This is a genomic window from Pseudomonas sp. 2995-1, from assembly GCF_002742505.1.
Lineage (GTDB): Bacteria > Pseudomonadota > Gammaproteobacteria > Pseudomonadales > Pseudomonadaceae > Aquipseudomonas > Aquipseudomonas sivasensis.
In genome coordinates this window covers 37,650-59,938 of record NZ_LJSA01000332.1, presented here as the reverse complement: position 1 = coordinate 59,938, position 22,289 = coordinate 37,650, and the positions used below count along the sequence as shown (strand labels likewise).

At 52.7% G+C, this 22,289-nt stretch carries 17 protein-coding genes, 1 tRNA gene and 2 pseudogenes; 2 read left to right on the top strand and 18 right to left on the bottom strand.

What is annotated here, in order from left to right; genetic code table 11:
* Positions 1 to 42: 42 nt before the first annotated feature.
* The 4 genes and pseudogenes from AOA61_RS09230 to AOA61_RS32195 all read right to left on the bottom strand — a co-directional run.
* Positions 43 to 837, bottom strand: a complete 795-nt coding sequence (locus AOA61_RS09230) for a carbon-nitrogen hydrolase family protein (protein WP_099601637.1) — start codon at positions 835 to 837, stop codon at positions 43 to 45.
* Positions 838 to 848: 11 nt separating this feature from the next.
* Positions 849 to 2,540: an NAD(P)/FAD-dependent oxidoreductase gene (locus AOA61_RS09225; protein WP_032883896.1), complete on the bottom strand. Its 1,692-nt coding sequence runs from the start codon at positions 2,538 to 2,540 to the stop codon at positions 849 to 851.
* A 146-nt stretch (positions 2,541 to 2,686) separates the two neighbouring features.
* A complete protein-coding gene (locus AOA61_RS09220; RefSeq protein ID WP_032883895.1) occupies positions 2,687 to 3,133 on the bottom strand; it encodes an Lrp/AsnC family transcriptional regulator in 447 nt (148 codons plus the stop codon).
* Between the two features lie 36 nt (positions 3,134 to 3,169).
* Positions 3,170 to 3,322, bottom strand: a pseudogene (locus tag AOA61_RS32195) (LysR family transcriptional regulator); the annotation flags it as partial.
* An 8-nt stretch (positions 3,323 to 3,330) separates the two neighbouring features.
* On the opposite strand from AOA61_RS32195, the pseudogene AOA61_RS32190 reads away from it, so the two are divergent.
* Positions 3,331 to 3,630 (top strand): annotated as a pseudogene (locus tag AOA61_RS32190) (VOC family protein); the annotation flags it as partial.
* A 328-nt stretch (positions 3,631 to 3,958) separates the two neighbouring features.
* On the top strand, positions 3,959 to 5,191 hold the full coding sequence (locus AOA61_RS09205) for a Druantia anti-phage system protein DruA (protein WP_256583365.1): 1,233 nt from the start codon (positions 3,959 to 3,961) through the stop codon (positions 5,189 to 5,191).
* A gap of 2 nt (positions 5,192 to 5,193) precedes the next feature.
* Here the strand turns inward: AOA61_RS09205 and AOA61_RS30875 are convergent, their stop codons facing one another.
* The 14 genes from AOA61_RS30875 to rpoD all read right to left on the bottom strand — a co-directional run bounded on the left by AOA61_RS30875 (position 5,194) and on the right by rpoD (position 22,233).
* Positions 5,194 to 6,381, bottom strand: a complete 1,188-nt coding sequence (locus AOA61_RS30875) for a hypothetical protein (protein WP_143521202.1) — start codon at positions 6,379 to 6,381, stop codon at positions 5,194 to 5,196.
* On the bottom strand, positions 6,378 to 7,526 hold the full coding sequence (locus tag AOA61_RS30870; RefSeq protein WP_143521201.1) for a hypothetical protein: 1,149 nt from the start codon (positions 7,524 to 7,526) through the stop codon (positions 6,378 to 6,380). The genes AOA61_RS30875 and AOA61_RS30870 overlap by 4 nt, the downstream gene beginning before the upstream one ends.
* Complete coding sequence (locus AOA61_RS09200) at positions 7,523 to 10,165, bottom strand: protein kinase family protein (protein ID WP_099601635.1); 2,643 nt, start codon at positions 10,163 to 10,165, stop codon at positions 7,523 to 7,525. The genes AOA61_RS30870 and AOA61_RS09200 overlap by 4 nt, the downstream gene beginning before the upstream one ends.
* A gap of 501 nt (positions 10,166 to 10,666) precedes the next feature.
* Positions 10,667 to 10,957 (bottom strand): antitoxin VbhA family protein, encoded by a 291-nt coding sequence (locus AOA61_RS09195; RefSeq protein ID WP_099601634.1) that lies wholly within the window; start codon positions 10,955 to 10,957, stop codon positions 10,667 to 10,669.
* Positions 10,958 to 11,679: 722 nt separating this feature from the next.
* A complete protein-coding gene (locus AOA61_RS09190; protein WP_099601633.1) occupies positions 11,680 to 12,756 on the bottom strand; it encodes a type IV secretion system protein in 1,077 nt (358 codons plus the stop codon).
* 2 nt (positions 12,757 to 12,758) lie between these two features.
* A complete protein-coding gene (locus AOA61_RS09185; RefSeq protein WP_099601632.1) occupies positions 12,759 to 13,031 on the bottom strand; it encodes an EexN family lipoprotein in 273 nt (90 codons plus the stop codon).
* On the bottom strand, positions 13,028 to 13,510 hold the full coding sequence (locus AOA61_RS09180; protein WP_178075192.1) for a hypothetical protein: 483 nt from the start codon (positions 13,508 to 13,510) through the stop codon (positions 13,028 to 13,030). The genes AOA61_RS09185 and AOA61_RS09180 overlap by 4 nt, the downstream gene beginning before the upstream one ends.
* Positions 13,511 to 13,662: 152 nt before the next feature.
* Positions 13,663 to 13,917, bottom strand: a complete 255-nt coding sequence (locus tag AOA61_RS09175; RefSeq protein WP_032883877.1) for a hypothetical protein — start codon at positions 13,915 to 13,917, stop codon at positions 13,663 to 13,665.
* A gap of 45 nt (positions 13,918 to 13,962) precedes the next feature.
* Positions 13,963 to 14,736, bottom strand: coding sequence for a helix-turn-helix domain-containing protein (locus tag AOA61_RS09170; protein ID WP_099601631.1), 774 nt, complete (start codon positions 14,734 to 14,736; stop codon positions 13,963 to 13,965).
* The gene (locus AOA61_RS32185) at positions 14,733 to 14,975 is read right to left on the bottom strand and encodes a hypothetical protein (protein WP_032883876.1); all 243 of its coding nucleotides are present in this window, start codon (positions 14,973 to 14,975) and stop codon (positions 14,733 to 14,735) included. Before AOA61_RS32185 ends, AOA61_RS09170 begins: the two co-directional genes overlap by 4 nt.
* A gap of 267 nt (positions 14,976 to 15,242) precedes the next feature.
* The gene (locus tag AOA61_RS09160; RefSeq protein WP_099601630.1) at positions 15,243 to 16,298 is read right to left on the bottom strand and encodes a site-specific integrase; all 1,056 of its coding nucleotides are present in this window, start codon (positions 16,296 to 16,298) and stop codon (positions 15,243 to 15,245) included.
* A 125-nt stretch (positions 16,299 to 16,423) separates the two neighbouring features.
* Positions 16,424 to 16,500 (bottom strand) — tRNA-Ile (locus tag AOA61_RS09155).
* Positions 16,501 to 16,515: 15 nt separating this feature from the next.
* Entirely contained in the window at positions 16,516 to 20,259 is a 3,744-nt protein-coding gene (locus tag AOA61_RS09150) for a bifunctional diguanylate cyclase/phosphodiesterase (protein ID WP_099601629.1), read from the bottom strand.
* Between the two features lie 123 nt (positions 20,260 to 20,382).
* Positions 20,383 to 22,233: an RNA polymerase sigma factor RpoD gene (gene rpoD, locus AOA61_RS09145; RefSeq protein WP_032883873.1), complete on the bottom strand. Its 1,851-nt coding sequence runs from the start codon at positions 22,231 to 22,233 to the stop codon at positions 20,383 to 20,385.
* Positions 22,234 to 22,289 lie beyond the last annotated feature (56 nt).

Sequence of the window (22,289 nt, the reverse complement as noted above, 5' to 3'; positions counted from 1 at the left end):
TTCCAGAACGGGGCAAGTGCCTATGCTAACAAACCCATCGGATCAGGGCTTGTGCAGCGGGCCGTAAAGCTCGGGGCGACGGTCTTGCAGGTAGTGATTGGCGGTGCGGGCGTCGAGGATCGATTGGTGATCCAACGTGCCGACAATCAAGGCTTCATCCAGACCGGCCAGGGCGATGCGCTGGCCATCCGGTGCGGCGATGCTGCTTTGGCCACAGTACTGAATCTCGCCTTCGTGCCCGCAATAGTTGGCATAGGCCACGTAGCACTGGTTTTCAAAGGCCCGCGCCCGCACGGTGACGTCGGCAACGAAATCGAACGGCACCATGTTGGCGGTGGGCACCAGTATTAATTCGGCCCCGGCCAAGGCCAGGCGTCGGGTGTTTTCCGGGAACTCCAGGTCGTAGCAAATCAGGAATCCCAGCTTCCAACCGTTGAGCTCCACCAGTGGGAAGTCATCGTCGCCGGCACTGAACATCGAATGGTCCAGATCCCCGAACAGATGGGTCTTGCGATAGTTGCAGAGGCGCTGGCCGTTGGCGTCTATCAGCTGCACGGCGTTGTAGATCTGTCCACCGTCGGCCCGCTCAGGATAACCATACAAAATGGCCAGTCCGGCGCTTTGCGCGATGTCGGCAATGCTCTGGGCAGACTCGCCATCCTGCGCTTCGGCCAATGCCCCGACGGCTTCTGCGCCGATGTTGTAACCGGTCAGGAACATCTCCGGCAGCACTAGCACATCGGCGCCGGTCGCTTCGTGTGCGAGCTGGCGCAGGCGCTTGAGGTTGCCCGCCACTTCCAGTGGCAGCGGCGGGCATTGGTACAGGGCGACACGCATGGCGTAACTCCTTATTCGGCCAGGGCGATTGGCCCGATGTCATCGAACACGTCGCCCGGCCCTGGGTTCTCGGCGTGAGTACTGCCACCGAAGTGGGTCATGATGCCCCACACCGCGTTCAGCGAGGTTTGTACTGCGCCTTCCACCCAGGCAGGTGTCCAGGAAACGTCGTCGCCGGCGATAAAAATCCCACGCTGTTCGGCTGGCATGTCCTTCTGCATAAAGTGCGCATACATACGCTGGTTGTAACGATAGTGGCCAGGCAGCGCGCCTTTGAAGGCCCCGAGGAAATGCGGGTCGGCCTCCCAGGACACGGTGATCGGATCACCAATGATGCGCGCCTTGATATCGACTTTCGGGTAGATCTTGTTCAAGGCATCCAGGGCCAGCTTTACCCGCTTTTCGATAGGCTGCGGAAGCATTTTCAGCGCGTCGCTCATCCACGAGTACGACAAGCAGATCACCCCTGGTTTGTCGTCGCCGTTGTCGAACAGGTAAGTGCCGCGGGTGAGGCGGTCGGTGAGGGTCATGCTCATGAGGTCGCGGCCGGTTTCCGGATCTTTGTCTTTCCAGAAGGGGCGGTCGACCATCACGAAGGTTTTCGAGGATTGCATGTAGCGGGTGCGGTCCAGGGCCATCCACATCTTTTGCGAGAACAGGGTTTCATCGCATTCGATTTGGGTGGTCAGCAGCCAGCTTTGGCAGGTGGTGAGGACGGCGGCATATTCGCGGGTGTCGCCGTAGTTGTCGGTCACCGCGAAACGGCCATCGGCTGCATGTGCAATGCGCTTGACCCCGGCTCTCGGCGCGCCGCTGTGCAACGAGCTGAGGCTGGTGCCGGCCGGCCAGTGGGCGCAGCGTTCCGGTACATGGCGCCAGATACCCATTGGCACTTGGGCCACGCCACCGACCACAAGGTGTTGGTGGTCGTCGCAGTTGGTCATCACTACGCGGAAGATTTCCAGCATCGAGTTGGGAAAGTCCGAGTCCCAGCCGCCGGTGCCGAAACCGACTTGCCCAAACACTTCACGGTGATGAAACGACAACTTGGCGAACGCCTTGGACGTGGCGACGAAATCGTAGAAGGTGCGGTCGTCCCACAGGGGCACCAGCTTATTCCACAGCGCTTTGAGGCGCGGTACGTCGCGGTCGCGAATGGCTTGCTGGATATCACCGAACTGCGAGCCAGCTTCCAGGGCGTCGGCCCAGGCGTCAGCCACTTCCTGGAACAGTGCAGGCAAGTCGGACAGCTTTTGTGCGTAGTGGGTTTGGCCTTCGAGGTCGATCACGGTGCTGCCGGAGGCCGGCGTCAGTGGGTTGGGGAACGGTTTGGTTTCCAGTCCCAGCTTGTCCACATAGTGATAGAAGGCGGTGGACGACACCGGGAAGCGCATGCCGCCCAGCTCGGCGATGATGCCTTCGGCACCTTCGAAAGCCTGGGAGCGCAAACGGCCACCCATTTTCGAGGCTTCGTACACCACGGGTTTGAGGCCCAGCTTCATCAGCTCATAGGCGGCAACCAGCCCGGCGATACCTGCGCCGATGATGGCTACTTCTGCACCATGGTTGGCGGCGGGGATGCTGCCCAAGCCTGCGGGGTGCTCGATCCAGTCATCAAAGGCAAACGGAAAATCCGGGCCGAAGATGGTGATGGGCTTTTTACCGTCTGCAGGGTGGCGACTGTTTTTGTTCGACGTATTCATGGCTGACCTGGCTGGATACCCGGCGGGGCACGACCCGCTGAGTATAGGAAAAGATGGCAGCCAGTTTAGGGAGCGTTGCGCTCGTTAATAAGAGGCAATGTGTCGTCGGAATGAATTGTTTTCAGTCGAAGTGACGAGATTGCTGGTCAGATTGGTTGTCCGCGATCCAATTTGTTACTGAGGATGATCGAGGTGGTGGTTTTCTCTACACCATCGACACTGCCGATCTGGTCCAGTAACTGATCCAGTTGCTCCGGCGAATCCGTCCGTAGCCAAGCCACGTAATCAAACTCGCCGCTCACCGCGCACAACTGTTGCACCTGAGCCATGGCACTCAGCCTGCGCAACACTTCTTTGCCTGAGCGAGGTTGCACAGTGATGCCCACGTAGGCCTGCAAACCACCGTCCGCCACCCGTTGGCCCAAGCGCACGCCATAACCGGTGATCACTTGGGTTTTCTCCAGGCGCGCCAGGCGGGAGGTCACCGTGGTGCGCGCGATGCCCAGCTGCCGGGCAAGCATGGCTACGCTTTCGCGGGCGTTGATCTGCAAAGCGGCGATCAGTTGGCGATCGATTTCATCGAGGACAGGCAAGGGAGGCTCCGTGACGGGCTGCAATGGAAACGCATGTTACAGGCTTGAATCGTCCAGCAGGCAGCGGGCAAACAGTTGTGGCACTGGTAAGTGCCGTTGGCTATAGCGACTCAGTAGGATGACCTCTCGGTAAAACATCAGGTTGCCCAGCGGGATTATTCTTACTTGGGGCGAGCGCTCCAGCCACAGTCAGTAGTTTCTTCGGCCACCCATTGGTCATCCCCGGACATCCGAAAACCGCCTTCCAGGACGCGGCCCACACCAATGCCGTCGACGTCCACGATGTCCCCGTGCCGTATTTCGGCGTGGTATTGGGCTGTGAAGATTGGCACGTACTGGCGGAACGCTTGCAGGCGCGAGGTACGACGTTTGCGCTTGAGTCGCATATTCGGTTCAAGGGCCAAGTAGGAGGGCAGGCGACATTGTTCCTGTGTGACCCGTGCGTTAATGCACTTGAGTTCAAAGCTTCCAGAGATATTGGGCCGTTGTTTGCGAAGTGGGGCGGCGGACGTTGTGTGGACAGTCCGGATACTGAGAGTGGGTCTTCAGACACACAAAAGCCGCGCAATGCGCGGCTTTTGAGTTGGTGGGCCCACACGGACTTGAACCGTGGACCAAAGGATTATGAGTTATATGAGTAGACAGCATCGTTAGAGAAGTAACGGTTAATCAAAAGTAAGTTACATGAGGTCCTGTTACAGGAAACTAGTAGCCTGACGTACTTTAGCGAAAGTACCAAAATCTAATGAGTGTACTGCTAGCGTACCTCAAAACGTGCCTAGGTAAACCAAACTAGATCGGCGGCTGTCAATAATGATTGACATAATGCGCTGCGATTTGACATTATCATTAGGTTTTGACCTAAATTTGGTATGGCGTGCAGTGACAAAATCTGCTATACAAATGGACCTGCTGGCCAGCCTAGGCGTTGCCGGGCACGAACCGATTGCTACGATCTCCGATGAGGAGATGAGGTTGCTCCTGTCTGAAGACATTCACAGTGCGTGGACTTCATGTCAAGAATCTAATGAAGCTGGCGATAAGGATTTAATTCGAGCGCTGCATTTGGCTGCCAAAAAATGGGACCGCTCCGTAGACTACGCGAGTCTCCGCCGTGAATTATCAAAGCTTTCACATTACTTTCCTCATGGACGAAATATTGATCCCGCAAAAATAAATGCGGAGCTGATTCTTGTCAAAGAGCGGTCACTAGAAGAAAGATTTTTTAAAATCGCTCGTGGATATTGGTCTATGCCTTATTCACGTGGTTATGGGCGGAGATTGCGGTTCGTTCTTATGGACACATACCATGAGGCAGTAATCGGCATCATCGGTCTGCAATCACCCTCAGCAGATCTTGCATGTAGGGATAAATATCTCGGAGCTCCAAAGGACAAGAAGCTGGAGTTTGTGAACAATACGTTGGATGCTTTTACGATTGGTGCCACACCTGCGTACTCCTCACTTCTCGGAGGCAAACTAGTCGCAGGGCATTTGCACTCTGAAAAGATAAGACAAGCTTACTGGGCGCTTTACGGGAATAAAGTGACCACTCAGCTTGAAAAGAGGGTTCCTCAGCCTCTTTTGGCTATTACCACAGCGAGCGCATTTGGCCGCAGCTCAATTTATAATCGCTTAAAATATGCCGATCGCGTTCTTGCCACTCCACTGGGTTACACAAAAGGATACGGAACTATCCATTTGGAGCAGTTGTACCCTAAAATTGTTGAGTGGTTAAAGAGTACTGGTCGCCATGTTCCTGCTGGTTTCGGTAATGGTCCCAAGGTCCGGTGGCAAAATATTATGCGGACACTAAATGATTTGGGGATTTCACGGAAATATCTCTCTCATGGTATCAAGAGAGAGGTATTCATTTTTGAATTGGTTCACAATTTAATCGAAGTCTGTCGAGATGATGCTATACCAGATATGGCTAAGTTTGATGATCAACTGTGGACTGATTACTGGCGGGATCGTTGGTGTCTTCCGCGCTCAGTGCGAGATGAGCGCTGGAGGTCAGTAGATACCCAAGAAATAATGCTATCTGCGCTAGGATAACTCTATTTCTTTATTATCCCCAAACTCAGTCCGAAAAATGTCAAGATAAAGACAATCCCGGGGATGAGTGCGTCTTGTACTTTAAACTCGCCCTGTGTTGAAAATTTATAAACCGATAGTGCTGCTGCTCCTGCTATAAGGCCGGAAGCCAGCAATGGGCGGATACCTCCTACGCGTAGCGGAAAATCATATCTTGCCAAAGTCAACTCAGTCCGTTTAGATGCTGAGATTAATTTTGAAGCAGGAGAGCCATCCACTGCTGATGCGTCAGCCTCCTCGTTCTTGAAGATATTCATTCGAATTGAGAGATGGCCGTCAGCATTGCTAAACAGCGGCGTTGTAGTCAAACCTATGGTTTTTACATCTCGGCTGGAGTCCACGCGAACTCTCCGAGAACTGATAAAACTAGCTGCTGTGTGAGATAAATCGATGACAATCTCTCCTAGTGGATTTCGAATTGCCTGCCCTGTAGGTCTTGCAATTGTGTGTATATCAATATCAAATTTTGAGCCCATTTTAATGAAAAGCTGCCCTCTCTTTTCCAGTTTTTTTGTTTCTTTACCATTGAGTTTTTTGATATGGTAGAGAAAAGGAACAAGACTTTCTGAGGCTCTGGGTTTAAGTGCATTGTCGATTTCAAAAAACTTGGCGGCAACTTTTTCCCAGCCCTTTACGGTGCTGTTGGCAGAAAGTTCTTTCGGGTTCATCGAGAGCGGCTGGAGGTAGTGCGCTGGCGAATGTCCCGGATTGTTCGTGTCGTTCGGCAAGTTTTTCGCTACAGTACTTAGCGATTGAAAGAAAGTGGTTTTTAGAGACGCCGTAAAAATGTATTCATGTATGGCAATATCTACTATCGCCAAGTCGCCATCACACCGAGCTGATACAATTGAACCCTTTCGTAGCGGAATAATTGTAGAGGTTCCGTCTTCCTTTAATCCGGTAACCGCAATTAGAGCTTTGTAGCTTTTCGATATAGAGCCTGAGTTGAGCATGTCCCAGTATGCTTGAGCTACATAAGGTTTGCGATATCGAAGTCTGACATGTGAGCCGATTGGCAAACCAATAACGTGAATAATATCCTCAATATATCTGCGGTGGTGAAGGGATGTTATGCAAAGTATTATGTTCTCTTCGGCGCTGAAAGCTGGAGTCGTTCTGTTAGCGTTAGTGCTTGTGTAAATGGCGTTCAATTGTTTTCAACCTCGAACTGTCCGATTTCAGTCAGCGAGTTACATGATTCGTGCAGATTCTCAAAGCAGATAGTGAATGTCTCGCCAATTCCTCGCGAATAGTTATCGGCTGAGAATGTTTGGGGTCTTGCTTTGATAAGGGCTATTTCAGGTCGGGCCGCGATGGCTAGAGCTGTACCAATTGCTTGGATTTTGGTACCTGCGTGAATAACCGATATGTTGGTATTTGGGTTTTTTTGGCTTTGATCTAATATTATACGTAGGCACTCCGTATAGCTTAAAACATCGCAATATTCGTATTGGCCACTAGGGAGTGAGCGTTGGGGCTCGCCTTGTTCCGGAGCGCCGTATATCATTTCTGTTAGAGATAATTTTACTTGAGACTGCCGCCACGAATGTTCCGCATTATCTGTCTTGGGCAAAATCCAAAAGACGTTTTTTTCTACTCCACCTAAGGTTCCTATTCCCAGAAAGCTAAGACTTCGCTGGAGCCTAGCCGGGAACATTGAGGGTAGGGCTATGGCGTAGTTAGGGAAGTGATCATGCTGAATTCCAGGTGCCAACTCGTTAGCCGATACATCTAGTACACCACGCTCCCTAAGATCCGTGTCGCTCCATAGTGATACCGGTTCGGTTCTGCTTTTTTCGCACGGAGAGTGATACGTAGCAGCGGTGGTATAAAAAATTTGTAACTTCAGCTCACGCTCTAGTCGCGCCAATGATAGAAGTGCAGATGTTATAAAAGTTGCAGATCCGCCACTAATATCTAACCCGATATTGATTTTTTGTGTTTTTGGTAAGTGAGATAAAGAGCTTGCAATGGTTCGGTAGATATCCTCGGGAGATTCGGCCTCAAAAAAAGCTATATCGTCGCTTATCGATTTAAGCAAAGGAATGAGTTCGGTTTGACGTTTGGAGTTGTCTTCTGGGTTTGTTTTGTAAGTGCCAAGAATTACCTTGCTTGCTGTGGAGGCATTCTCTTGAAGCGCTCTAGGCGTGGCTAATACCCTTTCTTCAAATCCGCAAGTACCGATAAAGAGATCCAGTGAAAATGATCTGTTGTCGATTTTTTTTATTACGGGCAATGTCGATATTACGTTTGATGCTAATATCGGCTTTACTAGGAATTTTTTGCGAGCGCTCATTCTTCTTCATCCGAAAACAGGTCGCCGAACAATGAGTCAGGCGTGCGGGAATATCTAGCGTATACCTTAGTAGCGAAGGTTGTCGGGTTTGTTAATAGCTCTGCGAAGTCGTCAATATGCTTTATATCGATATAGTCTTTTCGTATCAGGGATGTGCCGAAACTTGGCAGTAATGACGAACGCAACTGCCACCGAATCGTTTGAGTGCTGGCAGACTCTTTACCACGACTGGGTGGAAGCTCAATAAAAATGGCACGCCTGACGAGCTCGCGTTTCAGTGCTACTAAAGTTTCACCGTTTGTGAGCTTTCTAAGCTCGCTATCTAGATCAACACCAAAAGGTAGGCTCATCTCAATACGGTATCGCCTTTGTACAATAGTGGCTCCGCTTTTATTGGAGCGCGAGGGTGCTTCAACAAGTAGCTTTTTCGCAAGCTCACCGTAGCTGAAAAGTATCCCACTCATCTCCGCTCCGAAAGGATGGAAAGCGCTTACACGCTCTCTCAAAGCGGTAGAAACTTTAGTTATTGCTTTATGCTGGACATGTCCGGGAATTAGCGTTGTGCTCTTACTGTCTACGTCGGCGCGTGCAAACATTTCCCGCGTCATATGAAGAATAGTGGAAACGTCACCGCTCCAGGCATTTGACAGCACATGAATTCCATAATAAAAACTACGCTGCCCAGCTCTCGATCCTTTAGTTGACCGAATAGCCTCAGCAAGTTCGTTGTCATGCTTGAATTCACTATTGCCAATCAAAGTGGCAGTGGTACCAGCATATTCTGCTGCTTCCAAACGTTTGTCCAAGAGGTTGGATATGAAGGTTCTGCGTTCTCCTTCACGTTCTGCAGGTATGGAGAGCTCACCCGCATCGATAAGGGTGTACTCTCTGTTGACGTCTATTCGAACATTGTCGGCATGATCTGAAATGAAGCCGTAGGGCTCGCTTGAGACCTTGAAAACGTGACTTTCATCGCGCTGCCAAAGCACAGTATTTAAAATAGACTGGATTTCTGGCGAGAGGCGATGAGAAGTATAGTCGTCTAATAGAAAGGCGATCCTCCAAGTTTTAAGGCCTGGAATCAACGACCGCGCATGCCTACAAATCTCGCGTATGAAGGTTGGCGCAAGTTTAATGCTAGATTTATTTTCGTCCAATAAATCTCTGCTAACTTTAAGCCTGAGACGATCGAGCATGTCCGCTCCCGCCTGTAACGGGTCCATGCCAACTACTCTTATTATTTCAGCACTTTCTCCAATTTGATCGGTAACAAAATTTGATAACTTGATCCTGGAATCTTCAGTCATCTGAAGAGCACTGGTCATTGACTGGTTAGACGCGCACATTGCTAATGATCTGAAAAGTTCACGAGCGAGCACAAGATTGAAATATGTTGTAATTTCTTCGCTCAAACGTTTTGGGCGTTCTTTCTCGCGTGAGAGCCAAAGAAGATCATTTTGGAGGTCACTAGCACATCCAATATATACGCCAAAGAATCCTAGGGTGTCTAAGATGCTGGGGTTGCTATCTAAGTTTGAAACGTGTGTCCTGATACTGAGGTGGCGGAAAACCATGGATTTGCCACAGCCTCGTGGACCAATCAATACTGACGGTTCTGGATTTTGTAATAAGCTAATCCAAGGAAGATGGTCGACAAAGAGCTGTAACAATAACTCGTCGCTTGCCAGGTGTTCAGCGCTAATAGCCTCGAAGGGATGGAACTTGGCAGTGGGTCTTGGAAACATTGTCAGTGTACTAGCTGCATCTTTGATCTTAGCTACATACATTGATGGCTCAGGAAAGTGCCGTCCAGGGTCATCATCGGCAAATGCCTCGATCAGTTCGCGCAAGCACATTAAAAACTTGGTGTGACGAGAAGCAATGGCTCGATTTTTATGAAGATGATTGTGGAGCTGCGCAAGGCACTTAGCTATCGATGACCAGTCGTCGTCGGCTTTTTTAGTGTCTTTGTCTAGTGCCTTTACGCTTCCTAAGTCAATTATTTTTACGGATGTCGGAGGCAGAGTTGGATCGATGGCCAGGCGAGCAGGGTCTGTGTCCACGAGCATAATGTTTGCTAGATGCAAATCATCATGTTTGTATCCTTTGATTTCTAGAAATAGTACTGCGGATATGAGTGTTTCCGCTACTTTTGCCACTAGCATTGACGTTATTTTATCAGGGTTTTTTTCTAAGTGGTCTTTAAGCGTAGTTCCATCTAACCAGTCGCTTAGAAAACATATCCAATTACGTTTGTCAGCGGTATCAGGCTGAGTGGAAAATGGGGCTGCCCTTCCGACTCCTGCCAAAAGGTGGATAAAATCACCTCCGCCTTTTAGCTTAGAAGCAAGCTCTACCTCTAGGCTGGGTGATTTATCTTGATAATCAGCGGGAATACAAAACTTTGCGGCTAACTCACGTTTTGTAACTTGATCAACTACGCGAAGTACAAAACCCTTTTTTCCAGTGCGATCTACCAAATTCGGTATCAAACCGTTCTCGTCCCGGTCAGCTATCTCGTATGTGGTGGTCGAACCGTTTGCACTGGTAATTAGATCAAAAGTTGGGGGGAACGGACCACCTTTTGCTATCCACTCGAGTAGTGAGGAGTCGATTACAGGTCCCTTGTGCGCTTCCACTGCTTTTCCTCAAAATTCAAGTGCCGACCATGGCTAATCCCTGGCCCAGACTCAGGTAGATTACGGTTTTTTACGCCGTGCTACTATCTTGATAGCACAAAATTGGGATGGCCGACAGAGTGGCCTATCACCTACAAGGAGGTACCAGTCTGCGAGCGCATCGCGCCGTCTTCGTGCATAGATGACAGTTTTTGGTTGCCTTGGAGGGACTGGATCTCAAGGTAGGGGATTGTTTTTATTCAGGAGACGTGGACGGCAAAGGAGCCTAGTGCTGTTTTGATCGTATGAGCGGCCATCGATGTTTCGGAATGAGGTTTTTAGCGGCTTGGTAGCACGTGTTTTCTACGCTGAATTGAGGTTTGCTAGCAAGCCCAACACGATTGGCGTCAATGATGATTCGCAGTGAATACGTTGTGTAATACAGCTTTCCGGTGAAAGCCTATCCTGCACTAGATCTCCACTCGCTTCAGTTCTTGTTCATGAACAAGCTTTTTGCAAAGCTCACTGCGTTCCTGATGGCTTAGAATCGTCGCTGTCAGGACGCATCTTCTGCGAGAGCATCACAAAATCGTTCAGGTCAATTTCGCCGGTGATGTAACGCTGACCAAGGTGTTTCATTTCTTCTGAGGTTTCGAATCCAGAAAGGCCGATGGATGCGGTGGCAAATGCGACAGCTTTCTTACGCTCGCTCTGCTCTGCCTCAGAAATCTGATGCTCTGGTTCCTTCGTATCAACGGCTTCAAATTTGGTGTTTCCTTGGTGCTGCGTTGGCTCTTGGTTGTTTGAGGTCATGCGGATTTCTCGCTGTTTGGCTGAACGTGGGAACGCGTTAGCGCTATGTATGAGGTGCTGCCAAAGTAGCAAGGTTTTTGCTGGATGTGGTGTCAAGGGCGGCACCGCAAGCCGCATGCGGAGCGGAGCCGAAGGCGAGCACCGAACGGGTGAGGATGCCGGGCGTAGCCGGACCCTTGATGCCACAGTAAGCACTGAGCCTATGGCAAGGGGGAGGTCAAGGGCTCTGCCCGCCGTACCTGCCCCCGCAGCCAGTCCGGCAAGTTCGGACACGGGATGCAACCGAAGGGGTTGCCCAAGCAACGCGCGGAGTTTTCGTAATCGTTTTGCATTCGTTTTCAGTGGGTTGTGTGTCCGGGGCGGGTTCAATGCGCCTTATGACTGAACATGAATCAGAGGCGCGCTGAAACTGTCTTGTTTTTGTTATTAATCGTTTATTTACAATCGGTTAACGTGTTTGAGAATTGCCCATCCCCCCGCCCTTCCCGCGAGCAGGAAGGGAGCGAGTCGCCCTCTGTCGTCAAGGGTGCAGGGGAGGCCTACGGCCTTGATCCCCTGCGCCCATGACTTGAGCGTTGGTCGCTTCTGCCGCGTCAAGGGGCCGGGTCCTCGTCGCTTCGCTCCTGCGGGCCGCACCAACCCCTTGACCCGTCATACGCTTTTTGAAAGTGCTCAGAAAAAGACCTCGCCGAAGCGAGGTCTGATCAGCCGTGGGTCAGTGGCTACTGATTTACTTTGCCCCCAGTTGCACTTCCCCAATTTTTGCCCATGTTCTGCATGACGTGCTGTCGGTACGCTGGATTCCAGGCTGTGTTCCCAGCCGCGAGGTGGTTCAGTCTTCCAGCTGTGACCATCTGGCCCGACTGCATGTCACGGCGCGTTGACTGTCTGTTGAGGCCCTTTGTGATTGGTGCCATGGCGCCGTTTGCGATTCCGCGCAAGGTCAGTGCCGCACTCGATATACCTCCTGCAAGGCCTCCTGCAACGCCATGAGCTTGATACATCATGTAAAGCACGACGATGGTAGTAACTAATAGCTCCAGGAACGTAGCGATTGGGTAGTCGCCTGGGTTCGCCAATATGCTGGCAGTTATCGAGGAAAAGTATTTGATCCCAAAGCTAAGAACCGTACTAACCAGTGCCGTCTGCATGATGTACGTGATGACCTGGGCAAACCAGCTATCGAACCATTTGGACGTGAACTGTCCGAACAGCAGCATCATGATGAAGACTGGCCCGATTCCGAGCATCACCGAAAGCATTCCTTTTGCTACAACAATCATGGCACCTGCTGGAACCGCGATGAGCAGCGTAGCGGTGTAGACGACGAGGGCGTTCAGGGCATCCCAAATAATCATCCCGATTTCATAGGAGTGGCGTTGTCCCATTTTCGACAACATATCTGCACCGATCTGCCAGCCGTCCGACATTGCCTTGTCGATGACCTGGAAAACCGAGTCCGAGGTTGAGGGATCACTTGTCGCTGTGAAGGCGGCCGTTACTCCTGTTTCAAGCCCCCTCAATGCCTCTACTACCCATGACATGTAAGTGTCGGCGTTCATGGCCAGGCCGCTGATAAGCAGGAACTTTCCGCAGGTTTTGAGAAAGTGAGAGGCTGACTGCTCAATTGTTCCGGTGATCATCATGTAGCCGACCATCGTCAAATATAGCGTCCCGCCTATCGTCACGGTGAGCGTGAAATCCTCAATCACTCGGCTCGAAGTAATGCTGATGAACGTATGGAGGGTTTGATCCATAGACCCTCCGATCCATTCAAATATTCCTGTTTTGGTCGCCATGTCTATTTTCCCTGAGAAGAGAAATTCGTGGGTTCTCGCTGCTTGTACTCCCGGTTCTCAAGCACTAATGCGTTTGCGGCGGTTTTCGCGTTGACGCAGTTCGGTGTCAGAGTAAGCTCGCCCGGATTGGCGTTACACCTTTCCAAAGCCTTCAGTCGTTCAAGCGAGTTTGCTTTGTACCAATCAACCGTCTGCACGGGCTCATCTCTGCCGCAGCCTGAAAGAGACGCGATGACGATCATCAGAAACGCAGGGATAGTAAGGTGGGATTTCATTTTTCTTCCTTGGATTGGATAACGATTGGGGGCCGTCCAGCGCTCTCTTGTTTTGCGATGTTGATTTTGTCGGCGTGCATAGAAAAGGCTAGCTCAGTTGCATCAATGATTTGCATCGCTGCCAGGGTGCGCAGCACGCTTTCCTTGGTGCCTGCCCAGTTACCTGCAAGCCGGTGAAGGGAGTTGTTCAAAATGGTAAGTGATGCTCCAAGGCTGCCGGCTGCCATGAAAGCGCCGAGCAGGGGAGGAATTGGAGCTGATTGGCGGGGAAGAGTGATGCCAAACCAGTCGATAAATGCCATCGCGAGGGGCACCAGCGCGAGGACCGCAGCCATGATGTCCCGATGGAGTAGTGTTGGTGCGCGCCGTGAGAGCTCCAGCATTAAACCCATACGGGCAGTGCATATCCAAAATCTGCGGATGGAGATAATTAGGAATGTGCTCAGAACAAGCATTGGTAAGTATGCATATGAAATCATTGTTACCTCCAGTAGTTACTTGGACACGTAGGCTGTGTATACGGCGCTTTGGTCGAGTTGTTTTCTTCGTTTTTCTGATGTAAGCGAAATTTGAATATCGGTATTGGATTGCTAAGTCGTGTGTGCGTTGCTTGTGCTCTGGTGGGGTATGGCTAAGACCAAGATTTTCGGTCAACCATGATTTGATCGGATAAATAGGGGATGTTGGCAAGTTCGTCTAAGGCCATTTCGACGGTCCTGAAGAAGAAAGGTCGATTCTCGTCGTCCGTTACAGTATGGCCAATGGTCCCATCTGATACGCTCAGTGCAAAGCCATGCTTATAGTGAGCTTTTAAAATTACTTGGATATCGCCTGTTCTGTCTAAGCTGTCGCAATAGCTTTCAAGTTGCTTGAAATGTAATGGCATTGAGAAGCTTCCTTTCAGTTTTGTAAATAGTTTTCTGTGGAGTTGCTAGCGTACAAGTTTGCTGGAAGTGAATTTTTTCATGCTTTCCAATGCTTGGTTACGTGCCTCCTTGTTACGGGCATTTGGTTTGGCGTGGGTTTCAACTGGTGTTTCGTTAAACAAAGGATTTGGTTTGCTCGGCCGCGCCATTGGACAGAAAAGTCCCTTTCTATAGTTTAGAATAAGACCGTTAAACCATTTTGAGGCTCGGCCTCTGATCCTCCCTGCTTTCAGTGCGGCTGCCAGTTCGTCCAAAAGCTGCTGAGCATCCGGGCTAGGTACATCTTGCAAAATATTGCTGATCCACATGCGATCACTGGCTTCTAATTTCGCCGGGTATCGGAGGCCAGTCTCAGTTAGTTTTTGTATTCCTTTTTTTTGTTCTGTTGGTAGTTCTTGGGGTGTCACTGCTGTGTCATCCCCGGTGTGACATGATGGTGTCTGGGGAGGGGGTGACTTTGTTGACACCCCCCCTATGACAGCCCTGTCACCGGGGCGCAGTGATTTCACCGGTGGGAGGGTTATGAAATATCTGTTTGAAGTCTGCCCGCCGTCTGGTCGGTATGCATTTTCAATAGTTAACCGACCGGTCTGCTCAAACTTTTTAATTATACGTTGTACTTGCCGCGCCGATATTCCGCAGCAACCGGCGATAGTCTTCACTTTCGGCCAGCCCTTTCCATTGTCGTCAGCATGACTAGCTATTTCGAGCATCACGAGCTTTTCGGTAGGTGAGTCAAAGCCATGGGCCCATACTAAATTATAAAACTTGTGGCTCATTGCAAGCTGCTCTTAGGGCTTACCTCGATGTCCAGATTCAATGCGTCATTGATTTGCATTGTCCTAAAATATACGCGGCGGCCGATCCGAATCATTGCCGGCTTCAGTTTTCGGGAAATGTCGGTGTCTGAATATAGAGAAACCCTTACTCCATCAGGCGAACGCCCTAGTAGAATGGCAATGTCCGGGATGCTCATCAAAGGGCCAAAACGGTTCAGTAGATACTCTTCAGTTGTCATGTGTAAGTTCGCCATGGTGTGAGAAGTTGAGCGAAGTTTTACGCGATGATTTACTGGTGTCAAACTAAGTGGTGACACAGATCGACCAAGAAGTATTACTTTGGTAGTCGTACTGTCGCCATATTGCTACCAAGGTTATATATGTTGGTTTTCTTGGTTTTGGCTAAGCCCTTGTAATTCAAGGGCTCGTATCGTTGTTTAGAAAATTATTGAAATTAATATAAATATTTGTGTTTTTTTTGGATGCTTTAGCTTCAAGGGTTACTGTTATCTTGAGATTTTGTCCAGCTTCTCAACTAGGTCTTCAGCACGAAGGTGGGTATATCGCTTGAGCATCTGCATCGACTTGTGACCACTAATGGCCGAAACCTCTTGATCAGATAACCCGCCTTCGACAAGCCTGCTCACTGCCTCATGGCGCAAGTCGTGAAACCTGAAGTCAGGTAGACCTAGCTTCTTCTTCAGCTGACCCCAAATTTTGGTGAAGGTATACGGCCGACGTTTCCCGTCTTTTCCAGGCTCGCCGAAAAACACCAGGTTGCAGTCGATTGGTCGCACCGGGTTATCCATCGCGGCTTTGAATACTTCGGTGGCACGCTTGCTGAGAGGCACAGTGCGCGAGCCGTCGTTCTTTGTGTCTGAGAGACGTATGACGCGCTTTGCCAAATCGACTTGAGGTCGACGTAGGGATGAGATCTCTGACGAGCGCATACCCGTTTCCAGGGCAATGCAAACAATCCAGCCCAACATAGGGTTGCTGTGTCGATTTACGGCCGCGAGCAGAAGGCGTTCTTCCTCCGGCGATAATCTTCGGTCCCGACCATCCCCCGGGCTCGGCTTTCGAATGTTCAGCACTGGGTTGAACGTCAAACCCAAACCCCACTCCTGAATCGCTACCGTGTAAAGGTGGCTCAATAGGGCGAGCTCGAGGCGAACAGTGTTGTTGCTGATGGTCCCGCCGCGGCTCGGTTCGTTCAGGCGCTTGTCGCGATAGCCGGCGATGATTTCAGCGGAGAGGGCAGCCATGGAGTATTTGCCCAAGTGCTCGATCAGCTTCTTGGCTTTCGAGGTTTCACCACGCTGAGTGGTGGGCTTCTTGGTGGGGGTTATGTCGCTCAGATAGCGCTTGAGTGCAGCCTCTAGCGTCATTTTCTCCGAGCCGCTACGCCGGATGTACACGCCACGCACCATTTCTTCTTCGGTACGCCTCGACCAGTCCTCCGCATCACGTTTTGTGCGGAAGGTTTTGGCGACAGTGGGCCAGCCATTTTTACGAATGAGTGCCTTCCAGGTGCCGGAAGGGGTTTTGACGAGAGTAGCCATGAGAGGGGGCTCCTAGGCGGCTGGCGAACCAGCACTGTACCTAAATTGTACCCTTGGACCATAGGACTGTATCTGTGGTGGACCAGCCAGAAACGCGAAAGCCGCGCAATGCGCGGCTTTGGAGTTGGTGGGCCCACACGGACTTGAACCGTGGACCAAAGGATTATGAGTCCTCTGCTCTGACCAACTGAGCTATAGGCCCTTAACAGGTCGCGGATTATAACGATGGTTTCTTCTGTGTGCTATCCGAAAAATCCTCAATGCTCATACGAAGGAAGGTAGCGACAAAAAGCTCCGGCGGCAGTGGCAAGCTGACGATGTAGCCTTGCATCTGTTCGCAGCCCTCAGCGGCCAGGAAGGCTTGCTGCGCGGGGTTCTCCACGCCTTCGGCGATGATGGTGAATTGCATGCTGTGGCCCAGGGCGATGATAGCGCGCACGATGGCGGCGTCGTGGGGGTCGTCCGGCAGGCCGCGGACGAAGGATTGGTCGATCTTCAGGAAATCCAGCGGAAGCCGTTTAAGGTAGCTGAGGGACGAGTAGCCAGTGCCGAAGTCATCAATTGCCAGCTGTACGCCCAGTTGTTTGAGTTGGTGCAGCACCTCAAGTGCTTCTTCGGCCTGGCTCATGATGAAGTTTTCAGTGATCTCCAGTTGCAGGTGACCTGGGTCGAGGTGGTAGTCGCGCAACAGTTGTTCTATTCGACTCAGCAAGCCGGGATGGCGTAGCTGCGCACCGGCGAGGTTGACCGACAGCGGGCCGAAATCTTCGTAGGTGCCCTGCCACGCATGCAGTTGTCGGCAGGCCTGTTCCAAGACCCAATCGCCAATTTGCAGGATCGTGCCGTTCTCTTCGGCCAGGGCAATAAAGTGTTCTGGCGGTACGTCGCCAAAGGTGGGGTGATGCCAGCGGATCAGGGCTTCGGCACCGATCAGTTCTTGTGTTACCAGGCTCAGTTTCGGCTGGTAATACAGGCTCAGCTCTTTACGTTCGATGGCTCGCCGCAGTTCATGCTCCAGTGCCACACGCTCGTTGGCCTGAGCCGTCAGGTCGCGGGTGTAGCTTTCGACCCGGTTACGTCCCTTGGCTTTGGATCGATACATCGCAGCGTCGGCATTCTTGACCAAGGTGGCGACATCCGTACCGTCCTGCGGGTAAAGGCTGGTGCCGATGCTGGCGCTGATGAAGAACTCGTGCTCGCCAGCCTGGAATGGCGGGGTGAAGCAGGTCAGTAACTTATTGGCCAATTGCTCGGCGTCATTGGCGTGTTGCAGGCCGGGTAGCAGGATGATGAATTCATCGCCGCCCAGGCGCGCTACGGTGTCGATGTCTCGCAGTTGGTCCTTGAGGCGCACGGCAATGTCTTTGAGCAGCAGATCGCCGATCGGATGGCCGAGGCTGTCGTTGATGTGTTTGAAGCGGTCCAGGTCGAGGAACAACACCGCGCCCTGTTTGCCAGTCTCTTGATGGCCGTTTAGGGCTGCCTGCAACCGGTTTTCAAATAGAGTGCGGTTGGGCAGCCCGGTCAGTGGATCGTGGTGCGCCTGATAATCGAGGCGCGCCTGGGCCAGTTTGAGGCTGGAGATGTCTGCAAACACCGCCACAAAGTGAGTGATCAATTGATCCCGGTTGCGCACGGCGCTGATGGTCAGCCAACTGGGGTACAGTTCGCCGTTCTTTCGACGGTTGGAAATCTCGCCCTGCCAATGACCTTGGGCCGTCAATTGGTGCCACATCGCGGCGTAAAACGCGCTGTCATGCAGGCCAGAGGCGAGGAGGCGGGGTGTTTGGCCGAGGGCTTCGGCTTCGCTGTAGCCAGTGATTTCGCTGAAGGCGCGGTTGACGGCGCTGATGTTCTGCCGGGTGTCGGTGATCAACACGCCTTCGGCGGTACTCTCGAATACCGTCGCGGCCTGTTGCAGTTTTTCCTGCATCAATTGACGTTCGGTGATGTCGCGGGCGATGGTCAGCATGCAGTCTTCCCCGGCGATCGGCAGCGGGCGACTGGACACTTCACACATCCGAATTTCACCGTCGCTACGGCGTATGTGGCAGATGAAATCACGCACAAAGCCATCTCGCTGCATCAGTTCCAGCATGTGTTTGCGTTCGTTGAGATCGACCCAGATGCCCAGTTCCAGGGTTGATTGGTCGAGAGAGGTGGCGCTGGTGTAACCGGTCAGGCGGCTGAAACCTTCGTTGACTTCAATCAGCAGGCCGTCGCGTTGGCGGCTCAGCAGCAAGCCGTCGGGCGAAGCATGGAAGGCTTTGGCGAACTTCTCTTCGGAGGTTTGCAGCAGTTGCTGGGTTTCCTTGAGTTGGGTGATATCGCGCACCACTACCACGATGGCTTCAATCGCGTCGAGCTGGAAGGGCTCCGCGGAGATAAGCCCGGTGAAGGCTTGGCCGTTGCTGCGCAAAAACGGCATTTCAAGGTTGCGAATACTGGTTGTCTGGACGCGTTGCAACAACTCCGGACCGATGCCCGCGATGCCCCATATTTCCAGTTCCGTGCCGGTTCTGCCGATCACTTCCTCTGCGGTCAGGCCGATTTGATCTTCGAACGCTTTATTGACCTCCAGCAGACAGCCATCGGAAAGCCGCGCGATCACCAGGATGTCCGGGCATTGCTGGAAGACCGAGGCAAACTTCTGCTCGGACAGCTGCAGCGCCTCCTCGGTGCGCTTGGCCTCGCTGATATCAATCATCAAGCCGCGCAGCACCGGCTCATGGCCGTGTTCGATCAGGCTGACAATATCGCGTACCCACAAACAGCGGCCGTCGGCGGTGATCACTCGGTAATCAATGCTGTGGTCGCGGTTGGCGCGGGTTTCGCGATAGCAATAGGCTTCGGTGCGGATCAGGTCGGCGGGGTGAATGATGTTGCGCCAGAAGCCCGGAATCAGCCAATGGGCTCGTGGGTAACCGAGCAGGTCCTCGGCGTGGGGCGACACGTAACTGTAGGTGAAATCGGTGATGCTGGCCTCCCAGGCAATAGCGGACAAGCTTTCTACCAGGCCGCGATAGTGGTACTCGCTGCTGCGTAATTCTTGTTCAAGCGCGACGCGGCGGGAAATTTCCGAACTCAGCCGGCGATTGATCCGAATCACGACGGCCAATACGGCGATTAGCAGCAGCACGGCGGGCAGGCCGTACATCAGCAGGTCGCGCCAGAACGTGCGGTTATCCGTGAAGTTGCCTACCCAGTGCTGTTGGATGGCATTGGTTTCATCGGGGCTGAGGTCGGCCAGGACTTTATCCAGGATGCCCACCAGTATTTTGTCGTCCCGTGGCACTCCCATCGCCAATTGATAGCGGTAAGGTGTATCGCCGCTGACGTATAGACCATCGAGTTTTAGTTCGCGCAGGCTCCAGACGCTGGACGCCAGGTCGCTGACCACGGTATCGACTTCGCCGGTCGCCAAGGCCTGCAGCGTGGAACTGACGTTGGGCATCGCGACCAGGTTGAGGTCAGGATGGTGGGTGCGCAGCAACTCGTGAGGGGCGTAGTTTTCCACCACGGCAACCTTCAATCCGTAAAGGTCCTTGAGATTACGCGGCCGTGCCCCGCCTTCGTGGGCAAGAATCACCATCGGAAAATCGATGTAAGGCCGGGTGAAGGCCAGATAATTCTGGCGCTCCGGTGTCGACATGATGCTGGGGATAAGGTCGAGCTGATTGCTTCGAGCCATCTCCAATACGGCACCCCAGCTCGGCGGCTCGATTATCTTGACCCTGACGCCCAGGCGATCCTGGATCAGGCGCACGTAATCCGCCGATAAGCCTTGGTATCGACCATTTTCATCACGGTATTCGAAGGGTGGCCACGAGGGGTCCACTCCCAGTCTCAGCTCCTGATGGTCCGCCAGCCAGCCACGCTCATCATCAGTAAGAGTCAACGCGCCAGCCGTTGCGGTCCAGTTCAGCAGCGACAGCAGTATCACGGTCGGCAATCTGGGCATAACGGTCTCGTTATGGCACGGGGGAATGTGTCGAGTGTAGACGGGCATTGCGGGGGGAGTGGGGCAGTACAGGATTTTATCTATGCAAAACAAAACCCCCGGCATGGGCCGGGGGTTCTGGTATCACTCGTCGAGGAAGGAGCGCAGATGCTCGCTTCGCGTCGGGTGGCGCAACTTGCGCAGCGCCTTGGCTTCGATCTGACGGATCCGTTCACGGGTCACGTCAAACTGCTTACCGACTTCCTCAAGGGTGTGGTCGGTATTCATGTCGATGCCGAAACGCATGCGCAGTACCTTGGCTTCACGGGCAGTGAGGCCGGACAGTACGTCGCGAGTCGCTTCTTTCAAGCTCTCAACAGTGGCGACATCGATTGGCGACTGCATAGTCGAGTCTTCGATGAAGTCACCCAGGTGGGAGTCTTCGTCATCACCGATCGGGGTTTCCATGGAGATCGGCTCTTTAGCGATCTTCAATACCTTACGGATTTTATCCTCAGGCATTTCCATGCGTTCGCCCAGCTCTTCCGGGGTCGGTTCGCGACCCATTTCCTGCAACATCTGCCGGGAAATACGGTTGAGCTTGTTGATCGTCTCGATCATGTGCACCGGAATACGAATGGTGCGGGCCTGGTCGGCGATCGAGCGAGTGATCGCTTGACGGATCCACCAGGTGGCATAAGTCGAGAACTTGTAGCCGCGACGGTATTCGAACTTGTCCACAGCCTTCATCAAGCCGATGTTGCCTTCCTGGATCAGATCGAGGAATTGCAGGCCACGGTTGGTGTACTTCTTGGCGATGGAGATCACCAGACGCAAGTTCGCTTCTACCATCTCTTTCTTCGCGCGGCGGGCTTTAGCCTCACCGATCGACATGCGACGGTTGATGTCCTTGATCTCGGCAATCGTCAGACCGGTTTCGGTCTCAAGTGCAGTCAGCTTCTGCTGGCAGCGGATGATATCCGGCTGCAGGCGACCAATGGCTTCAGCATACTTCGCCTTGCCTTTGGCCAGAGCGTCGCTCCAGCTTTCGTCAACTTCGTTGCCCGGGAACTGGCGCAGGAAGTCAGTACGCGGCATGCGAGCATCACGAACACAGAGCTGCATAATCGCACGCTCTTGTGCGCGCAGACGCTCAAGGGCGCTGCGAACGCGTTCAACCAGGCCTTCGAATTGCTTCGGAACCAGCTTGATTGGCATGAACAGCTCAGCCAGCGCCAGCAGCTCGGCAATTGCCAGCTTGTTGGAGCGACCGTGCTTTTTCAGGGCCTTGCGGGTGACTTCCATTTGATCGGAAACCGCACCGAAACGCTGGGCGGCGATGATCGGGTCTGGACCGCTTTCGACTTCTTCTTCGTCGTCGGTGCTGGCTTCAGCCTCGTCGTCATCGGAGTCGTCGTCCGCTTTTGCGGCTTTCGCATCGACAGGCGGCGGTACTTCGGCAGCAGGCGGCGCAATACCGTCGTCCGGGTCGATATAACCGCTCAGGACGTCGGACAGGCGGCCACCTTCGGTGGTGACGCGAGTGTACTCGGAGAGAATGTGGTCAACCGTGCCAGGGAAGTGCGCGATTGCGCCCATCACTTCACGGATGCCCTCTTCGATACGCTTGGCGATTTCGATCTCGCCTTCGCGTGTCAGCAACTCGACGGTACCCATTTCACGCATATACATGCGCACAGGGTCAGTCGTGCGACCGATGTCGGTCTCCACCGCGGCCAACGCAGCAGCGGCTTCTTCAGCGGCTGCCTCGTCGGTATCGGCGTCGGCCAACATAAGGGCGTCCGCATCCGGAGCACTCTCGTGTACGGGGATCCCCATGTCATTAATCATGCGGATGATGTCTTCCACCTGCTCAGGATCTGAAATATCCTCAGGCAGGTGGTCGTTGACCTCTGCGTAAGTCAGATACTTCTGCTCACGACCAAGGGTGATCAACTCTTTGATACGAGACTGCTGTTGCGCTTTTCCGGACATAACACCCTATCCACTGAAGGTCTTGGCGGGCAAAAAACAAGCCGAGGATTATACCC